Raw genomic sequence first — 19,370 nt, 5'->3', positions numbered from 1 at the left:
ATAATCTAGTTCAGGCCCGTACCCTACTAGAGGCGGGTCGAATCGAAGAAATGTATGCCTATATCGCGGCATTCGGCCATCGTTATTCTCGACTGGCTAGCGGCGTGGCACGTGGCAATATGTTTTCGGGCCTATCAGCCTTAGAATTTCTCGAAGAAACCGCCAGCGCAGCGGGAGCTCCGGTAAATTCTGCTGGCATTCAAGAGATAAGAAGGCGGATGGCTGAAGCTTTTCTAGGTCAGTTGGATATTATCGCTAGAGGTAACGGCGGGAGCGTGGTGCGAGAAGTTACAGCCAGGGAAGCATGGGAATTCCATAATCAGGTCTTCCGCGGTTTGAACCTTCCCACCGACGCGTGGACCATGAACACCCCATTCGAACTGCTGGACGAAGACCAGCGAAACGAACTGTGGGATGTTTTGCTCGAAAGCAATGGGCGTTGGCCCTTCGACAGCGCATCCGGAATCCGGCTGGCCCTGACTGTCTGGCAGAACAGCGACGGCAGCGGCAAGGCTGCCTCCTGGTTCGATCGGCTGGGCTATAACCCGGACATCTTCTCCGCGTGGTTGGCGCGCGTCGGTACCGAGAGTCTGGAAGACAACCCGCTGTCGTTACTTAATCCGTCCGCTGCGCTGGCCGAGTTCCTTGTCGCCATGGGGCTGGACAGCACTGACGGCGAGATCAACCAGGATCAGGTGCGCGAGTTCATGGCGGCGCTGAGCGCCCCCTTGCGCATCTTCACCGGCCCCGACAAGGGCGCCGCGGTCTATGGCAGCGTCCAGGACGACATGCTGGCCGGTACCGACATCGGCGACCTGCTGTACGGCATGGATGGGAGCGATACATTGGAGGGCCGCGCGGGCGACGATATCCTGGCCGGGGGAATCGGTAACGATGTGCTGCGGGGCGGCGTCGGCAACGACACGATATTCGGCGAGGACGGCAACGACATCCTTGATGGTGGCATCGGTAGCGACCGCCTGCGCGGCGGCGCAGGCACGGACACCTATGTGCTGTATGCGGGCGCGCCAGGCGATATCGACCGCATCACCGACGCCGACGGCATCGGCGTGCTGGAGATCGAAGGCAACAGCGGCTGGGCCGCCGGGTTGGTGGCAACCTCAGAGAACACTTGGGAAGCTGCGGACGGGTATATCCGCGTCACCGTGGCCTCGGCGGGCGACGGCAAGCAACTAGTGATCCGTCTAGGAACCTCGGGCGGTACCACGATTGTCGAAAACTGGACGCCCGGCACGTTCGGTATCGTGCTTCCTGGGTACCAACCGCCAAGCGATCCAACCGTTGGCACGGATCAATCCGACTATCTGAATCCCTACATCGACGCCCTTCCGAGCACGCCGGTCCATCTTGCCGGAGGTGCCGGGCGGGACATGATCCTGGGAACCTACAGCGATGGCGCCGATCTGCTGGAGGGTGGAGAGGGCAGCGACATCATCAATGCCAATGGCGGCAGTGACCTGATCCTTGCAGGCGGCGGTAATGATTTCGTTTCCGGTTTTGGCGACGAGGCGACCGCTTATGGCGGAAAGGGCGATGACGTCCTGAGCGCTAGGCATGCATTCGGCTTCAACTTCCGGGTGTCGCCAGAGCTGCCGATGGACGAAAGCACCGTCTGGCGCGACATCGAGTCGTACTTCAGCTGGCAGGGCGCCAAGCAGATGACGACTGATGAGACTGGGGGATTGGTGGGCTACGCCACTTTCACACTTGGAGGTGCTTTCGACTTCAGCGGTAGGTCAGGAGTCGCTGGCTGGACTTATCGTTTTCAACGGATCGACACATCTCGCTATTCCCTGCAGTACTTCAGCGCTGCTGAACCCGATGGTGTTACCGGTACAAACGGCGTGTTCGCGTTCGGGGGAGGCGTCGGTGACACTCATACCATCGGCGTTTCGCTCTACGGCGAGGAGGGAGACGACGTGCTGATCGGCGGTGCCGGCAGCGATCTGCTCGATGGCGGCACCGGCAACGACGTGATCTCCGGCAGCGCAGGGCAGGATGTGGTCTTTGGCGGCGATGGTAATGATCTGCTATCTGGTGGCACCGGGAACGACCGTCTGGACGGTGGCGAGGGTACGGATGAAATATATGGAGAGGCTGGCGCTGACGTGATTGACGGCGGCGCCGGCAACGACCTGCTCTGGGGTGACGGGCAGTCCGACCAACTCGCAGGTGGCGACGACATTCTGCGCGGAGGCGCGGGCAACGATCAGCTGGTTGGGCAGGATGGCGATGATGTTCTTTCCGGTGGGGCCGACGACGATTTGCTGGCAGGCGGAACGGGACAGGATCGCCTGCTCGGCGAGAGCGGCAACGACGAACTGCAGGGCGGAGATGGCGACGATCTGCTCGATGGCGGCGTCGGTGACGATGTACTGCACGGGCAGGCCGGCAAGGATGTGCTGTTTGGCGGCGACGGGGCGGACCAGATGGCTGGCGGCGATGACGATGACCGGCTCGATGGCGGATCCGGTGACGATCTTCTGCTGGGACAGCAGGGCAACGACATTCTGCTCGGCGGCGCGGGATACGACGAGTTGCAAGGTGGCGAAGGCGACGACAGGCTCACTGGTGGTACCGGAAATGACCGCCTGTTCGGCGAAGCCGGCAGTGACATACTCGACGGTGGAGATGGCAACGACTTCTTGAATGGCGGCGGCGACAGCGACAAGCTCAGTGGTGGCGCCGGCGCGGATACTCTGAATGGCGGCGACGGCGACGACCTTCTGGAGGGTGGCGACGCCAACGATATTCTCGACGGCGAGGCTGGCAACGATACGATCTACGGCGGGGCTGGCAACGACACCATCGATGGTGACGACGGCGGCGATCTGATCCAGGCCGGCATCGGCGACGACAGTGTCTACGGTGGAGCAGGCAACGACGTCATCCATGCCGAGGACGGCAATGACAATGTCACCGCTGCGCAGGGCAATGACCTTGTCTACGGCGGAGCCGGCAATGACTATCTGGAGGGGAGCGAGGGGGACGATGTCCTCTCAGGCGACGAGGGCAACGATATCCTGCTCGGCGATGCTGGCAACGATACCCTCGATGGCGGCGAAGGCCAGAACCAGTATCGTTTCCGCCGGGGATTCGGCACCGATACCGTGCTGGTGAAACAGGGCAGCACCGATCTGCTGTACTTTCTCGATGGCATCACCGCGGACGAGCTGCGGTATGTACGCGAGGGACAGGATCTGGTCGTCTCGCTCGAGAGCGGCGACAGCGTTCGCATCGTCGGCTACTTCGCCGCCGCAACGGCGGTGCGGATCCAGACCGACGACCTTCAGGTGGTGACGCGTTCCCAGTTCGACACCGGCATCATGTATGGAACACCGATCCGTGGTGGCAACGACGCGGATTCATTGAATGGCACCAAGGACAACGAACGCCTATACGGCTTGCACGGCAATGACACGATCGACGGAGGCGAAGGCAACGACCTCATCGAAGGCGGGGCTGGCGATGACACGCTGACCGACGGACGCGGCGGCGATGTGCTGCTTGGCGGAGATGGCAACGACACCATCCATCTGGTAGCCGATGGCATGGCGGACGGGGACCTGGTTGACGGTGGAAGCGGTGACGATACCTATCAAGTGGCATTGGGATCCGGTTACGACGTGATCGGCCGGCTTGATGCCGCCGATGCAGGACGCGACGTGATCCGTATGATCGGGGTGAACTCCGACGCGGTCACCAACTTCCAGATTAGCGGAACCACGCTGGGCGTTATGATCGCCAGCGGCGGTTGGTCCAACGCCAGTGTTTCCAACGCATTGATGCTTGAAGGCTTTCTCGCCAACAATAATCACCGCATTGTTTTTGCCGATGGCGTGGAGTTGACAGCTGCCAACTTCCAGACGCGGTGGTGGAGCGGCACCAGTGGCGACGACGTGCAAACCGGTACCTTCGCACCGGACTCCATGGATGGCGGTGCCGGAAACGACACGTTGTCCGGCATGGGCGGCAGCGACATGTTGCAGGGCGGCGACGGCGACGACATCCTGGATGGTGGCGAAGACAACGACACGTTGTATGACGGTGCGGGCGCGGATATCTTGCTTGGCGGCGCGGGCAACGACCGGATCTACGCCAACGTGGACAGTTCAATCGACCGCTTCGTTGGTGGTAGTGGCGACGACAGGTACTACTACAACCACACGTTCTCCTGGTCCTCCTGGAGAACGACCGTCAACTCCAGCGAGATCGAGGAGCTGGAAAACGGTGGCATCGACACGATCTACTCCAATTACCACGACGTGATCCTGGGTGCGAACATCGAGAACGCCGTGATCACGCCCTCCAACTATTGGTGGCCGGGAGCGCCCAACCGCATTACCGGCAATGCGCTGGACAATGTCATCCAGATAGTGCCGAACAGCATTTCCGACACACAGGAATACATTCTTGATGGTGCCGGAGGCAAGGACACACTGATTGGTGGCGCCACGCGCGATACCTTTATCGTTGACAGCTTGGACGATGTGATCGTCGAGAATGGATTCTCGGATAGCAGTGACACCGTGCAGGCAAGCGTCGACTACTCGATCGAGGGCCGCCAGGAGCTTGAGAATCTGCGCCTGACCGGAAACGCCGTCCGCGGTACCGGCAACAGCGACAACAACATCATCGAAGGCCATCTAGTCGATGCGGTGAACCAGCTGGCTGGATTGGATGGCAACGATACCTACTTGATCACCCGGAAGGACCAAGTGATCGAACAAGCTGGCGGCGGCAACGATACGGTGATCATCGCCGGCTGGGATGAACTGACCTCGCAGGCGATGTGGGTTTCGGTAGCCGACTATGCGAACGTAGAGAATCTGCGTCTCTACAACATTGGTACTCAAGGTCCTAACGGCATCATCGGGCTGCGCGCCAATCTGCAGGGCGACCTTGGCGACAATGTGCTCACCGGCAACATGTATGCCAACGAGATCCGTGGTGGAGCCGGCAACGATACCATTCGCGGAAACCACTTCCTGGCAGAGTTCAATCTTGCCACCAGCAATAACGAGGCCGACACGCTGTATGGCGAGGAGGGTGACGACACCATCCATGCGGCACTGTACGGCGCCGACATCTACGGTGGCCGCGGCAACGACGTGCTGTACGGCACGGTCGGGTTCAACGGCGACGGCAGGACCTACGGCACGCGCGCAGGAAGCGACAACTTCTTTTATGAAGCCGGCGACGGTACCGACCGCATCATTTCCGTCAACGGAAGTCGCGATACCGATCGGGTGATCTTCGGTGAGGGCATCATCGCCGAACAGGCGACCTGGACCCGTGACGGGTTCGATCTGATCGTCCAGCTTGGCACCGCTGCCGACGATCGCTTGATCATCGAGGGTTATTGGCGCGAAGACTGGAACAATCCCGGCGAGCTGGTGCTGGTGCGGACCATTGACGAGTTCGTGTTCGCCGACGGCACTATTCGCCGTGGCGATCTTGCGCAACTGCAGATCACCAACGATCCGCCGGTGGCCAATTGGTTCCAGTACGATTCCAGCCCTCGCACAGGCCAGGCTTTCAGCTTGGCGCTTCCTGCCGGCAGCTTCGTCGATGATGCAGACGACACGCTCACCTATGCGGTGGATGGGCCAGAATGGCTGCAGATAGATTCCGCCACCGGCACCATCAGCGGCACGCCGCCCTTGGGTTTGGAGTGGTTCGGCTTCAATCTGATCGCGACCGATCAACACGGCGCCTCAACCGCGATGTACCTGGAGTTGCGCACTGTCGCGGTGATCGAGGGAACCGCAGACGACGACAGTCTTGTCGGTACCTGGCAGCGTGAAGAACTGCTGGGGCTTGATGGCAACGATCGCCTCGCCGGCAATGGCGGCGACGATGTGCTGCGGGGTGGGGCGGGCGACGACACCTATGTCTTGGACAGTCAGGACATGACCACCATCGTCGAGCTGGAGGGAGAAGGTACCGATACCGTCGAGAGCAGCCTCTCTGTCTATGCCGCAGACGAGAACATCGAGCGCGTTGTATTGGTCGAGGGCAGCAGTGCCCAGGCGGCCTACGGACGCGACGGCCATCAGACCCTGATTGGCAACAGCCAGAACAATACGTTGGATGGCGGCAGCGGTGCCGACGACATGCGTGGCGGCGCGGGCAACGATAGCTATTATCTCGACGACGCCGGCGATACGGTGGTGGAGTTGTCAGCCCAGGGCACTGATACGGTCTACACCACGGTGTCTGCCACGCTCTCAGCCAATGTCGAAAACGGCTATCTGGATGGACAAGGAAACCTGTCGCTGATCGGCAATGCATCGGCTAACCGGCTCTACGGTAATAGCGACAACAACGTGCTCGATGGTGGTCAAGGAAACGACATCATGGAAGGTTACGGCGGTGACGATACCTATTACGTCGATACCGACTCGGACCGGGTCACCGAGTCCAACAATGCGGGCATCGATACTGTCGTGCGCTCTGCTGGCTCGCAGGTGCAGTTGGCAGGCAACGTCGAGAATCTTCGCCTGACCGGCAGTGGGCAAGCAACCGGCAATGCGCTGGACAACCTCATCGAAGGCAGCGAAGCGGCCAATATCCTGCTTGGCCTTGCCGGTAACGACACGTTGAACGGACGCGGTGGTAACGATCAGCTGACCGGTGGCGCCGGCAATGACCGGCTGATTGGTGGTGCCGGCGACGACACCTATGTCATCGATGGCAGCTCTGGCAGCGACATCATCAACAACACCGGTGGCGGGAACGACACCTTGCTGGTGAATGGCGTGGCCAGCAGCCGTCTGTCATTCAAGCGCGATGGCAACGATCTTTTGGTGCACATCGATGGTGCAACGATCGCTGCAGCGCGCGTCAGCGGCCACTTTCTGGGCGGTGATGCGGGCATGGATGTCGTGCAGGCCAGCAACGCACGCTATACCGCAACGCAGATCGCACAGCTGATCAACAGCAGCAGTCCGGACCGGACCGTCAATGGCACCGCCTCCGGAGAGCAACTGACTGGCGGGACTGGCAGGGATCTGATCGACGGACTGGGTGGTAACGACACATTGCTGGGCATGGGCGGCAACGATACCTTGCGGGGTGGCGCCGGCAACGACACCTTGTCCGGTGGCAGCGGCAATGGAACCGGCAGTGGTGACGACACGCTAGAGGGCGGCGCTGGCAATGACACACTGCGCGGCGAGGATGGCGATGATCTCATGCTGGGCGGCGCTAACGACGATACCTATGTATTTGGCAGCGGCCGCGATGTCATCGACAATACCGGCGGCGGTATCGACCGTCTGCAATTCCAGGATGGACAACCGGTCAGCAACCTGCGATTCACCCGCGATGGCGATGACCTGGTGATTGCATTGGCCAGTGGCGCCAATAACAGCGTGCGAGTGACCAAACACTTCCTTGGTGGCGATTTCGCGTTGGATGTCCTACAGCCCGGCAGTGGTACACAGCTGGACACCGCGGCGATCAATGCCCGTGTCTCCAGCAGTGACGGCGAGGCCAATCTGGCCGACTATGCGCGTGTGCTGACAGGCACCGCCACAAATGATCAGCTGATCGGCAATGCAAGCAAGGAACTGATGCGCGGCCTTGCCGGCAACGACACCCTGTTCGGCATGCTCGGCGATGACCGCATCGAAGGCGGTGATGGCGATGATTCTCTGTGGGGTGGCAGCGGTTCCTTCGGCGGATCGGGCAACGACATGCTCTACGGCGGCGCAGGCAACGACACTCTCGTTGGCGAGGACGGCAACGACCTGTTGTTCGGTGGTGCGGGCGACGATGTCTACACTTACCGTGAGGGCAATGGCGTGGATACGGTGAGTGTCGGTGGCGGCAGCGATTCCATCTTCATGGCTGGTATCGAGCGGACGCGTCTGAGCTTCCATCGCAACGGCGACGACCTGATCGTACGGGTGGACGGCGACGCCAATCAGCAGGTAAGTGTGCTCAAGCACTTCCTGGGCAGCGACAACGCTCTGTGGATGATCCAGCCCGAGGATGGTGGACACGGCATTCCAGCGTCGGAGTTCGAAACATTGCTTACACCGATGCAAGCCGGAAATACGACGGCATCGGCTAGCCGCACCTCAAGCATTGATCGTTTGATGGCTTCTGTGTCGACCGAGATTGTGGCCGCTGACCAGACCAAGGATCTGCTGGCCACCACTGCGTCCCGACGTCCGATGCAGCGTGCAGTATTGGCCGAAGTCAATCAATTGGTTGATGCAATGGGCGTGTTTCAAACCGGCGCTGCGAATCTCGACGTCGGCTTGGCGCGTGACGTCGAGGCTGGCATTTTGGGCGGAGCAAGATCTTGGTTGGCGCAAGATGCTAGTAGTCGTTATCAGATCCAGTAATTTGGCTGGGTCGTCGATGGCGTTTGGGAGGCAACACGCGCATGCGTGCTGCCTCCAACACTTACGCCGAAGAAGTGATGCATGGTTTCTGGAAGCGCAGGCCCGGTAGGAGGCCAAGAAGAACGGCACGCGCCAGGCGCTGGCGCCGTTGCCCGGGAGCTTGGCGCTATTGGATGACGGCTGGCTCAGAACGTCCTGACATCCCGCAGGGCTTGAGACCTAGAGCTTATGAAAATACCGTTGGTGCAATCTGATGTTGTCGGACGCGGGACCGATGGTCGCTCACCTCGCGGGACGCTTGAGCAGCGTCTTGCCGGCACCCAAACAAACTCGTTGCGAAAAACGTAGTCTCGCGTGTCGGCCCCATAGCTCCATCCGGGTTAGCCGGGGCGAAGCTGCAGCCTACCTCAGCTTTCGCTGTCAGAGGGCTCGCCATGTGTCTCAGGCACTGCGACAGCGCTGCCGATACTTGTGCCTATGGACAGAGCCGAGCTGCGCCTTCATCTCGAACGCCTGGATGCAGCCGTGCCGACATTGCGGGCTTCCAGTCCTGGCCGCCGCCACTTTTGGCAAGCCTTCGCCAGCATGGCCGCCGCCATAGAGAGCAAGGCAGAAACGAGCGAGGACGTGCAGTTCGTCGGCCGTCGAGCCGAGGAAATCCTGTCGTGGCATGGGCTAACAGACGTGGACGATTAAGGCTGAAGATACGCGGTTCTTGTTAGGCCGCGGCCACCGAGCCTGTGTTCGACACGTAGCACGTGGCCATCCAGTGCTTGGCGTAGTCGTACGCCGCGTCTCGATCAGGGAACGCGACACCAGTGACCGGGTGGCGATGAAGCGTGATGCCGCCGGGCCTGGAAATTAGCAGCTCTGGTAGGAACTTACCGTCAGACGGGGTGATGTGGGCTGTAAGCAGGTAGTCGCCCACATGCCGAGTTGCCTTAGCGCCCAACAGCGATCCTCCTTGATGGTGTTAAGAGTTCCTGGGTGTCTAACGCCATGGCCGGACACAGACAGGCAGAGCCCGCCTTGGGCGGAACATCATCATGGAGAAAAAGGGCGAAGGCACTATCAGTGAAAGGCAGGCTGGACGGTAGGTGTTTTCCTACCCAGGTTCGAATCTTCGAGAGCAGGCGCTGGCACCTCTCGGCATTTGGGTGCTGGTTCATCTGTTCATCGGTGGCAGGCAGCATACGAGTAGGGCGGCAAGTGGAATGTAGCCTCTCCGTTGCCTCATGGCTTGGGTCGGCAAAGCGACCGAGTTAAGCTCTTTCCGTCAGCTGAGACCACAGCACACGGTAGGGATGAAACGCATGCCATCAACAACACCCAATCAGCCGACGCCTGGTGACTTCTACATGCTTGAGCCGGACGTGGAGAGCAATCGCTCAGTCTGTGGGGTGCAGTTCACCAACAAGCGCCAGCTTCTGTCACCGCCGCGGTTGATCTTGCGGCCTGACGAGGGTGGCTTTCCGCCGTTGCGAGAACTTCCGCTGCTGACTCTTGAACCCAGCGCGGGGCCGGAGCCCCGAGACCTGGAGGCGGGGTTCAGTGGCTACTGGCTGATATCCGGGCGCCTTCATGACGTGATGGCAGCGGTGGATCCTGAGGCGTTTGCCTTTGCAGAGGTGGATTACCGCCTGACTGATGGCACTCCGGGACCCCGTTACTACCTCTGCGACGTGGTGCGCGAGCGAGACGCACTCGACGAGGCTGGATCGCGGTTGAAGATCAAGATTGATGACGATTACGTGCGTGGGAAATTCTATTCCTTGGCTGGCGGCGCAAGCTTGGCTTTCCGCAACGAGGCGCTGAAGGGGGCTCACGTCTTCAGGACGCCCTTCAACCCCACGGCTTTCTGCGACCAAGTGTTCAAGGCCGCAGTCCTTCAAGCCGGCATCCCGGATAACTCCGAAGCTAGTGGCATCTCTTTTATTGACGCATCGGATATTTGAGGCCGCCAGGCGACAAGGAGGGAGCCTAAGCCATGCCAAAGAAGGACATCCCTTTGTTTCAGGGTCACCACGCCCTTGAGCAACAGACGTTTGCAAGAGATCCGCTGCTAGAAGCCTTGGTGGATTCGGGTCGGTTCAACAAGGACGCGGCCACGAACCTGATCAACATGCCCAAGGACAGGGCGCTTGCCCATGCCTTGGGAGTCTCGCCACATTCGGGCGGACCGCTGAAGGACTACAAGATCGGCTCGACGCAGGTATTGAAGGATCTGGCTTCAACGAAGGACGGCATCGCCGCGTTGGCCGGCGATGCGGGCGCGCTGGACCGGATGGCGATGAAGGTTCAACGGTTAAGCGATGCAGCGCAAGTGGCTTTGGTCAATGGTGAACTACACACCAACGCTGGTCTGAATCAAACCAGGGACCAGGCACGCGCTATCACCAACGCTTTTTTCGATGACCCGATCAGCAACCTGACGACGAGCTACGCCTCGAAGAATGTGGCGCAGATGGACGCGCACGGGCAGGCGAGCTGGAACACACGGCAATGGGCGGTGGTCACGCACAACGAAGGCCGGATCGTCTCCACGCTCAACCACTTTCAAAGTTCAGGGCAGCCGTTGACCCGCGGCGGCCACACTGATCTTCAGCGGCAGGGCTTAAGTCAGGCCATCTCCGACGCTTACCACGGTGGAAAGCTGACGCTGTCACCTGGTGGCGTGGCTATCGTCGAGAACACCCTGGGCGAAGAAGCCGCCAGACCTCTGCGAATTCCTCGCGGTCAGAGCGGTGCGGCGTCCATGGAAGTATTGCTGGGCAATGCGTCGGCCAGCACCTTGGTGCGATCGGGCGGCTTGTTGGCGACGGGGGCAGACGCAGTGCTGACCGCCCGCCGCTCGGCCGGGTTGCTGGAACAAGGCAATGCCACCGCCGCCCACTCCGAGGTCACCCATGCATTGGCTCGCAACGTCGGCGGTTGGGCCGGTGGTGCATCCACCGCCGCCGCGATTGGTGGCAGCGGCTTCGTGCCTGCGGCGTTGGTGGTGGGCGATGCGCTGTTGATGAGCAAGGCGTTCGACAAAGGCGCCGACTTGCTGGACAACCGCGCCATCTATCACCAGACCGACAAGGCCGGTGTGGAGTGGCAATTCAACGGTCGCAACTGGCAGCGCGACACGGCCATCGACCTTGCCCAGGACGGCGGCCGCACATCGGGCGAGCAGCCCGTGGTCGCCAGCTATGAGAAATCGCAGGAACTGGGGGCGCTGGCCAACGCCAAGGCGGTGGAGCTGGCGCTGGGCAAGGTGCCTGCGCCCCGGGACCCGTTCAACCTCCCTGCAAGGGCCAGTGACCAGGTTGGGCTAGACAACCAAAACTGGCATCGCAATCCGGAAAACCAGGCATGGGAACGCCAAGTCAAAACCGCCGTGTCCGGTGCCAATGACCGGGGCAGCTACGAACACCAAACCGCTTCCCCGGAACGCGCGCAGCAACTCAACCAAGAAGCGCTGGGCCGTATAGAAAGCAACATCGCCACCGGGCGCGAAGCCATCGCTGCCGCCTACCTGGAAAACCATGCTGCTCAGCGGGCCCAGGCTTACGGTGTCGAAGTGCCTGCGGCCGTCCAAGCCGCCCAGGCCAAGTCCGGTGCGGTGCTTGGGTCGGACGCTCAGCTTTACCAGCGCACAGAGTCAGGACAGTGGGCCGGCAAGGATGGCGTTGCCAGCGGTAACTTGGCGGTGGAGCTGGAACTGACTGACCAGATGCGGCAACCCTCGCTGGAACGGTCACAAGAAGCCCTGGCGGCGATTCAAGCGCTCCCCGCTCTCACAGCGGCGCAGATGGAGCACAACGAGCTGCTGCACCGTTACCGGGCGGCAGGCGTTGATTTGAACGTCAACCCAGATACTCAGCAGGCCGTGGAGCTGGCCTCCCAGCGGACCATGAAGGCCAACGGCATCACCGGGCCGACCATGCAGCAGTTGCAGCGCAATGAGTCGGGGCAATACGGTTATGACAGCCCCATTGCCCACTTGCAGCGCGGCAGCGACGGGATCACTCGGGTGGTAGGCGTCACCAGCAGCGATGACATCCGGCATGCGTTGAGTGAGACGCAAGGCTACCGGCGAGAATCGCCGATCCTTGGGCGCGTGACCGAGGGAACTGCAGACGCGGAAACATCGACCTCCGATTCTTCCAATCCGCAGCAAGTGCTCGATATCCAAGCACGAATGCAGGCCTCTGTCGCGGCGCAGGCGCGGCAAGAACGCGAACAGCAAGATCGCCTCGCGCAAGAGCAACACGCCGCGCAGGTGCGCGAGCACCTACAGCAGGCACAGCCTGAGCACGAGCACAGGTCACAAAGCGAACAAACGGTCCAGGCGCACGCGGTGTTGGAAGGTCAACGCCAAGCAGAGCAGCAACGCGAACAGGAAGAGCGCCAGGTGCAGGAGCGCCAAGCGCAGACCAGCCAGCAACGTGAGCTGCGGGAGAGTGAGGAGAGGGACGCCCAGCAGCGGCAGGCGCAGGAACGCCAAGCCGAAGACAACCACCAGCGGGAGCAGCAAGACCGCCAGGCTCAAGAAAGCAGGCAAGTTGAGGTCCAGGAAGCTCAGGCTCGGCAAGCACAGGATCAGCAGCAACAAACTCAAGCACTCGAACCGCAGCAGGACCAACGTCAGCAAGCCTCGCAGCAAGCCAATCCTCAGCCGCACGCTCCGGATGCCGCGCTGGCTCAACAAACGCCACAGCCTGAGTCGCAGCAGGAAGACGCGCCTCAGAAGCCCGAAACACAGACCCAACATGCAGGCGAACACCTAGCTTCTGGCATCCAGGACTCGCTGAAGCAGACGCCTGGTCTAAGTGACGCAAAGCCAGGTCAAGCACAAGAGGCAGAGCGCGCGCTGGAAATGCAGGCACTCGAGAATCGCGCCGCCGCCCGCGTCCAAGTGTCTTCCTCCGAAGGCCCGGAGCCGGATAGCCAACCTTCTCAGAGTGCACAGGCCGATGCGGGGCCTTCAGCGCTGCATTACCAAGTGCAAACGCAGCAAGTAGAGATGGATCAAGCGCCGGTCCGCCAGGAAGACATGGCGCGTGAGCAGGAGGCAGAGCCGGTTCGCGTCATGGCCCAAACAACGCCTGCGACAGCAGAGCCGTTGAGTGCATCGCAGTCCACAGCGTCTACCAATCCTGAGCAAGAAACGACGTCAGAGCAGAACCGTCCTTCGGACACGTTTTTCGCTGAGCATGACACGCCAGCGCTATCGCCTGCATACCTCGCGCAGGCACACGGGCAATCGCTGGGAGGTAGCGCAGAGAATCGCTTTCCCAAGGAGCCAGCAGACGCGGAAAAACAGCAGGCCCAATCGATCCCTGTGCAGGAACGCAGCGTCGCAGACCCAGGTGGCGCCCTATTCCTGGAAGAGACCATGCGCTCGCTCCGCCAGCTGCAACAAGAGATTGAGGCGGCGGATAGGGAAGACGAACGCTTCCACCAGAAGTGGAAGGAGTATCGCGACCGTGGAGAACCCTATCCCTTCGTTCGCGGCGACACACAAAGCTTAGACGGCGCAAGCTTCGATGGGTTCCCGCAGCACGAACAAACGCGTCGCTCTCCCAGTGAAGCAGCTGAGCAAACCGATGCCTTCCCACCTCTAGCCCAGCGCTCCATCGGGCCAGGTGTAGAGTCTGCGCCAGAGGATTCGCAGGTTGCGCGGAAATCCATTACGGGTGACCCGGACGTGGACGAGGTGCTCTATGCGCTCGACAGCAAGAACGAGCTGGCGATCGAGCAGGCTTTGAATCGGGTGGCCAACAGTGCAGCGACGCAGGCGCTGATCAAAAGAGGCAACGAGTTCCTTGATGCGCAGGCCCAGCAAGAGGCCCAGGAACACGTCACCACACGCCAGGCATTAGGGATGGATGTCTCCGCGGAGATCAACACCAGCCGCGGGCCGGTGATGGTGATGACCTTGCCCGAGTTTGCCAAGGGGCCGATGCAGAGCGGTCCCCAAGGAGACGGCGGTGGAGGTGGAGATGGTGGGGGAGGAGGGGGTGGTGGTGGAGGGGGCGGTGGTTAGTCAGAATCTCTCCCATGACCAGCCACGTTTAGGAGACCTCATGGACAGGCAAGACGCCGCCGCAATGGCGGAAATGATGGCGACGTTGAATGCATCGAACGCCTCGTTGCAGGAAACGGTCAAAGTGCTAACGACGCTGGTGGCATCCATGCAGCAGCGCGAACAACGGCTGCGCGAAGTGGTCGCCGAGCAACTCCAGCTGCTCCAGCACGCGGCCAGCAACGCCGATGCCAAGGTCAATCGGGTATTGGACAACGCACTGCCGAGGCTGACGCAGCTGACCAATCAGGCGTTGACGCAGACGCTGGAGCCAGCCGCCAAGCGGTTCAACAAAGAAATGGCCCACGCGGACGAGACATTGCAGCAAGCCACGCGACGTTACGCGCAGGCCCAGCAGTCCTTGGAAACAAGGATCACGCGGCGCATAGGGATAGCCTCCGCCACGATGCTCGTGGCGGGCGTCTTGGGGCTAGGTGTAGTGGCTTACTCAGTCGGCATCATCCATGAGAAGCACAACGAACTGGTGCAGCTGCGCACCTCGATCAACTATTGGGAACGCGTCGCGCAAGCAGACCTGGCGCCCTGTGGTGAGGGGCGGCTCTGTGCCACCTTTGAGAAAAACGGGCCGCGTTATGGCGGCCAGCGGCAATACAGAGCGATCAACCTGCGCACGACATCGGCTGCGCGGTAACGCTCTTCGCTGCCGATAGAGGAGCGCCATCTCGCCAGATTAAGGAAACGCCGGCTTCATGGCCGCCGAGCACATGACGCAGCCCGGCGTGCTTCCTCAAAGTAAAAATATTTCAAACCCTTAGTACCTACATGAGCGCTAGGAGATGCCTGGCCTTGCGTAGGGGTGGTCCGCACTGATCCGTCCGTTGACTGGGTGATCTGATGAGGGACAAGTCTGAGTTCCTGTACTGCGTTTTTATTGTGGCGGCCTCCATCCTGGCAGCCGTCGCACGCTGTTCCTTTGCTCCCGGTGGTTCGGAGTTCTTCCGTAACGACTGATCCATCATCCATAGGCACCGCACAAGGCCCGGCATCGTCCGGGCCTTGTGCGTTTATGCCGCCGCATTTAGGAGAGACACGTGCATCTTATTGAATCGATGGCATACAAGGGCCAGACCCCTTGGCATGGTTTGGGTAACAAGCTGGGCAAGCACCAACCCATCGAAGTCTGGAGGCGCCAGGCTGGTATGGAATGGGAAATAAAAGAATCAGAGGTGCGTTACACCACGCAGGGCCGCGGCTCAGATGGCGCCAATACCTTTCCTGAGCAGAAGGTGCTCTATCGATCGGACACCCAGGCGCCGCTAGCGGTGGTGTCCAAGCGCTTCCAGGTTGTACAGCCTGGCGAGATCCTGGAGTTCTACCGCGACCTCACAGCACTTCACGGGTTTGAACTTGAAACCGCTGGCGTCCTGCGGGGGGGTAAGAAGTTCTGGGCCTTGGCCCGGACCGGACAGAGTACCGCCCTAAAGAAGCGGGACAGAGTTGATGGATACCTGCTGCTCGCCACAGCGTGCGACGGGACACTCGCAACGACAGCGCAGTTCACGTCCGTTCGCGTGGTATGCAACAACACGCTACAGATCGCTATGGATCAGAGCGCTGGGGCCATTAAGGTGCCACATCGCAGTCAGTTCCAGCCCGACGCTATCAAGCGGCAACTCGGCATCGTCGTTGGTGGGTGGGACAGCTTCGTGGATAGGATGAAGGCATTGTGCGATGTGCCCGTCCCTCCTGATTCTGTCGAGGGGCTACTGCGTCGTGTGTTGGTGTATGGAGGCTCGACGCCGGGCTCGGCAGTTGTCAATGAACAGGCTGTGGCAAGAGTGCGCGCGCTGTACGAGGGTGGTGGGCGCGGGGCAACCCTCTCCTCCAGTCGCGGGACTGCATGGGGTGCGCTCAACAGTTTGACCGAGTTCGTTGACCATCATCGGCGTGCGCATAGTGATGACAACCGCCGGGATGCCGCCTGGTTCGGGTTGGGGGCTGCAATCAAGCGACGTGCTTGGGAAGAGGTTCTGGAGCTGACCCCATGATGGCGCTACCGCAACTCCTGGAAGGGTCTGGGATTGGCGCCATTGCTGCAGCAAGGGTTCGGGAGAACCGGACAATCACTCGCGCGCTGAAGATCATCGAGCGGCGTGCGGCTGAACGTGACCAACTGATGAGTAGCCCTGACGCCGGCGGCAAATTCTTCCGGCTTCGGCTGGCAGACGAGCCACGGGAACACTTTGAGGTCGCCTTCCTGGATGTCCGGCACCGGCTCATCCAGGCAGAGCGGCTGTTCTCCGGTTCCGTCGACCAGTCCACGGTGCATCCGCGCATCGTTGTCCAGCGCGCGCTGTCGCTGAACGCGTCGGCAGTGTTGGTGGCGCATAACCATCCAGGTGGTGATCCGGAGCCATCGGCCGCAGATCAGGCTGTGACCAAACGGCTTGCGCAGGCCCTGGCATTAGTGGATGTCAGGCTGCTCGACCATTTCGTCGTGACCAATCGAGCGGCGCTGTCCATGGCGGCACGCGGACTGATGTAAGTGTGAGGAAACGAGGGGGCAAGAATGCTTTGCGGCGGCCTTGCTCAATACCTAGCGCCAGCTGACTTCAACAGGGCAAAGCACCCCGACCCGGTAGATTTGGCGGGAATACAATGGCGCATCGTGATCCGGCGTGCCTTGGCCTCGAAAGCGTCACTGGTGCACCACCGCAGTGGCTTGCCGGATCCTTCGTGGCCGATCATGCACCCACGACGCGAATGATACTTGCCTTGAGACTGGTAAATATCCAGCAACTGGGCCACTTCGTAGTCACTGTCGGCGAAGCGTTTCCTAGGGCGGCCAGACGATGGGCGTTATGCAATGCCGAGGCGGGCGAGTTGCGGCTTAAGCTTGGCCAATGTAGCTCGGCAGTTGGCAGCAGGTGTCGGCCGCTTTAAACCCAGAACGCCAGCGGTCAACGCTACTCACTCCAGGAGTAGCCCCGGGCGAACCTGCAGTGCAAGCGCAATGCGTTCAATGTTGTAGATCGTCACGTTCTTCTCGCCGCGCTCGATCATGCCGACATACGTGCGGTGTACGCCGGCCGCCTCCGCCAAGTCCTCTTGGGACAGCCCGCGCTCCTTCCTCAGTCGCCGGACGTTGCCGGCGAAGACGGTGACTAATCCAGTTTCATGAGCTGCCCGGGCCATTGCGAAATGGTCCCGGTTTGAATACTACTGTTCGACATACTACGATTAGCATTCGGGGGCGGCTGGATTGGTCCGGCCGCTCAACGCATCTCGATCGCTTAACAAACACAGGGGAACCAAATGAAGAGAATTTTTTCAGCCAGCATGGTGCTGGTGTCTGTCTTGTTGTCCGGCTGTGCCGGCGGCACGCCTGACTGCGGTGATAGCGAAACCATGGAACTGATCCATGGAGTGATCGTCAAAGCAGTGGAGAAGCGTGTGACGTGGTACGAGAACAGCGCGGAAGCCAAGAGGTACATGGACATGTTCAACGTTGAGGCCTTCCGGAAAATCCCGGAGAATTACGAGGTGTCCAAAATCCGCGTCCTGAGCCATGACAAGGACACGGACGTTTACGAATGCGAAGCCACTATCGCTTACGACTACCAATCAGGCCGCGAACGCACGTTTCGCTATCGGGTGGAAACGGACCAGGGCGATTCTCAGACACTTCTGTCCTACGAAAAGTCGATGCTAGGGCCCATCTTTTAGCATTTCCTAGCGGCTGTTCTCAGATTTCGTTGGAAAATCCAAAGCCCAAGTTCAGATCGTCTCACAGCGCCCTGGAAGGGAACGCAGTTGTGCTGTATTTCGCGCACAACATCAAGTGGCAACCCAGGGCCTTCGGCTGCAGAACTCACGCTGAAACTTAGCTCGATCGTGCCATTGAATGCTGATCCAGTCGTCGGGCTGGCTTCGCATGCAGCAGCAAGGTCGAAAAGGCGCGAAGTGTGTTCGTAGGCAACTGCGCCGGCAGTGGAGGACAGGAGTCTGCCTGTGAATATGCGTTCGATAGGCTGAAAAAGCGCTATGGAGAGGCGGAAATTGTTGCAATTCATTCTGAAGGTTCTCCGCCTTCGGACTCCATTGATCGATTAGCCAATGCCGCACAGCAGAGCAGGATCAAATAAGGAACATGATGAAGGCAATTTCTAGGTCAATGATGACCCTACTAGTTGCGCTAGCCGCTACGGGATGTAGCAAAGTTGACGAGGTAACGAAAGCCGGCGAGCTCAATCTAGCGGGTTGCGAGGTCCAGCCAGGGACTAAGCGAGCTGAGGCTGAAGCTATTCGGTGCGATGCCGTAAAGACAACTGTACAAACCGTTGCAAGAGCGGCGATGCCGTCACCGCCGGGAGCTGTGCAGGTTACGCCAGATGCTGAGGTCATCAATGCGGCCATTGCCGACGCAGCGAAGAAGGCTGACAGCGCGACAGAGTACAAAGAAGCGCGGAAGATAGTCGAAGGCGATCTGACCGGAGACGGCAAGTCAGAGGTGGTGGCCCTATACACCTTGGAGGGCAGCGGAAACGGCAATGGCGCGGGTGGCTATTTGGCAGTATTCCAACGTAAGGACGGTCCGCAGCTGCAGTTGGTCGGCACGACATCGGTCTCTGGCTACGGCGTGGCAGCTCAAAAGGTGAGCTTGAAAGACGGCATCGTGCATGTGACGTTGCTCGTCCCAGGGCCGGATGATCCGGGCTGCTGTCCCTCTACGGAAGAGGAACGCTTGTACGTCTTCCACGGAGGGAAGTGGCTGCAGGTGCAGCCATCTCCTTGACCTGTACCTGACTTGCCGCGCAGAGGGAGCATTTGCTCCCTCTGCGCGGTGGGGACACGAATCTATTTTTTTTCAGGCGCTACTGCCAGTGGAGGAGGTGGTGGTGGCTGGGGGGAACGTTACCCCACCGCTGAGTAGCGGCCGGACTTAGAGCCCCGAGCGT

Annotated in this window: 10 protein-coding genes; 9 read left to right on the top strand and 1 reads right to left on the bottom strand. The window is 60.4% G+C overall.

Annotated features, from left to right (window positions below; all coding sequences use genetic code 11):
- The first annotated feature begins 50 nt into the window (after positions 1 to 50).
- From ACCQ12_RS17945 to ACCQ12_RS17915, 7 genes are all read left to right on the top strand, one after another.
- A complete protein-coding gene (locus ACCQ12_RS17945; RefSeq protein WP_372382389.1) occupies positions 51 to 8,378 on the top strand; it encodes a putative Ig domain-containing protein in 8,328 nt (2,775 codons plus the stop codon).
- A gap of 477 nt (positions 8,379 to 8,855) precedes the next feature.
- Complete coding sequence (locus tag ACCQ12_RS17940) at positions 8,856 to 9,074, top strand: hypothetical protein (RefSeq protein WP_146093266.1); 219 nt, start codon at positions 8,856 to 8,858, stop codon at positions 9,072 to 9,074.
- A 617-nt stretch (positions 9,075 to 9,691) separates the two neighbouring features.
- On the top strand, positions 9,692 to 10,333 hold the full coding sequence (locus ACCQ12_RS17935; RefSeq protein WP_104581341.1) for a DUF1629 domain-containing protein: 642 nt from the start codon (positions 9,692 to 9,694) through the stop codon (positions 10,331 to 10,333).
- A 32-nt stretch (positions 10,334 to 10,365) separates the two neighbouring features.
- Positions 10,366 to 14,412 (top strand): coiled-coil domain-containing protein, encoded by a 4,047-nt coding sequence (locus ACCQ12_RS17930; protein ID WP_372382388.1) that lies wholly within the window; start codon positions 10,366 to 10,368, stop codon positions 14,410 to 14,412.
- A gap of 40 nt (positions 14,413 to 14,452) precedes the next feature.
- The gene (locus tag ACCQ12_RS17925) at positions 14,453 to 15,103 is read left to right on the top strand and encodes a hypothetical protein (RefSeq protein ID WP_104581342.1); all 651 of its coding nucleotides are present in this window, start codon (positions 14,453 to 14,455) and stop codon (positions 15,101 to 15,103) included.
- 400 nt (positions 15,104 to 15,503) lie between these two features.
- Positions 15,504 to 16,460, top strand: a complete 957-nt coding sequence (locus tag ACCQ12_RS17920; RefSeq protein ID WP_104581328.1) for a DUF932 domain-containing protein — start codon at positions 15,504 to 15,506, stop codon at positions 16,458 to 16,460.
- On the top strand, positions 16,457 to 16,957 hold the full coding sequence (locus ACCQ12_RS17915; protein WP_372382387.1) for a JAB domain-containing protein: 501 nt from the start codon (positions 16,457 to 16,459) through the stop codon (positions 16,955 to 16,957). The genes ACCQ12_RS17920 and ACCQ12_RS17915 overlap by 4 nt, the downstream gene beginning before the upstream one ends.
- A 425-nt stretch (positions 16,958 to 17,382) precedes the next feature.
- Here ACCQ12_RS17915 and ACCQ12_RS17910 read toward each other — a convergent pair whose 3' ends face one another.
- Positions 17,383 to 17,607 (bottom strand): helix-turn-helix domain-containing protein, encoded by a 225-nt coding sequence (locus ACCQ12_RS17910; RefSeq protein WP_104579542.1) that lies wholly within the window; start codon positions 17,605 to 17,607, stop codon positions 17,383 to 17,385.
- 120 nt (positions 17,608 to 17,727) lie between these two features.
- Between ACCQ12_RS17910 and ACCQ12_RS17905 the strand changes: the two genes are divergently transcribed.
- A complete protein-coding gene (locus ACCQ12_RS17905) occupies positions 17,728 to 18,138 on the top strand; it encodes a hypothetical protein (RefSeq protein WP_146093159.1) in 411 nt (136 codons plus the stop codon).
- Positions 18,139 to 18,766: 628 nt separating this feature from the next.
- Positions 18,767 to 19,207 carry a hypothetical protein gene (locus ACCQ12_RS17900; protein WP_233549029.1) on the top strand — a complete coding sequence of 147 codons (441 nt, stop codon included), beginning with the start codon at positions 18,767 to 18,769 and terminating at the stop codon, positions 19,205 to 19,207.
- Positions 19,208 to 19,370 lie beyond the last annotated feature (163 nt).

The sequence above is a fragment of the Xanthomonas sp. NCPPB 1068 genome, from assembly GCF_041479385.2.
GTDB classification, from domain to species: Bacteria; Pseudomonadota; Gammaproteobacteria; order Xanthomonadales; family Xanthomonadaceae; genus Xanthomonas; species Xanthomonas cannabis.
This window is presented reverse-complemented; position numbering and strand designations above follow the sequence as displayed.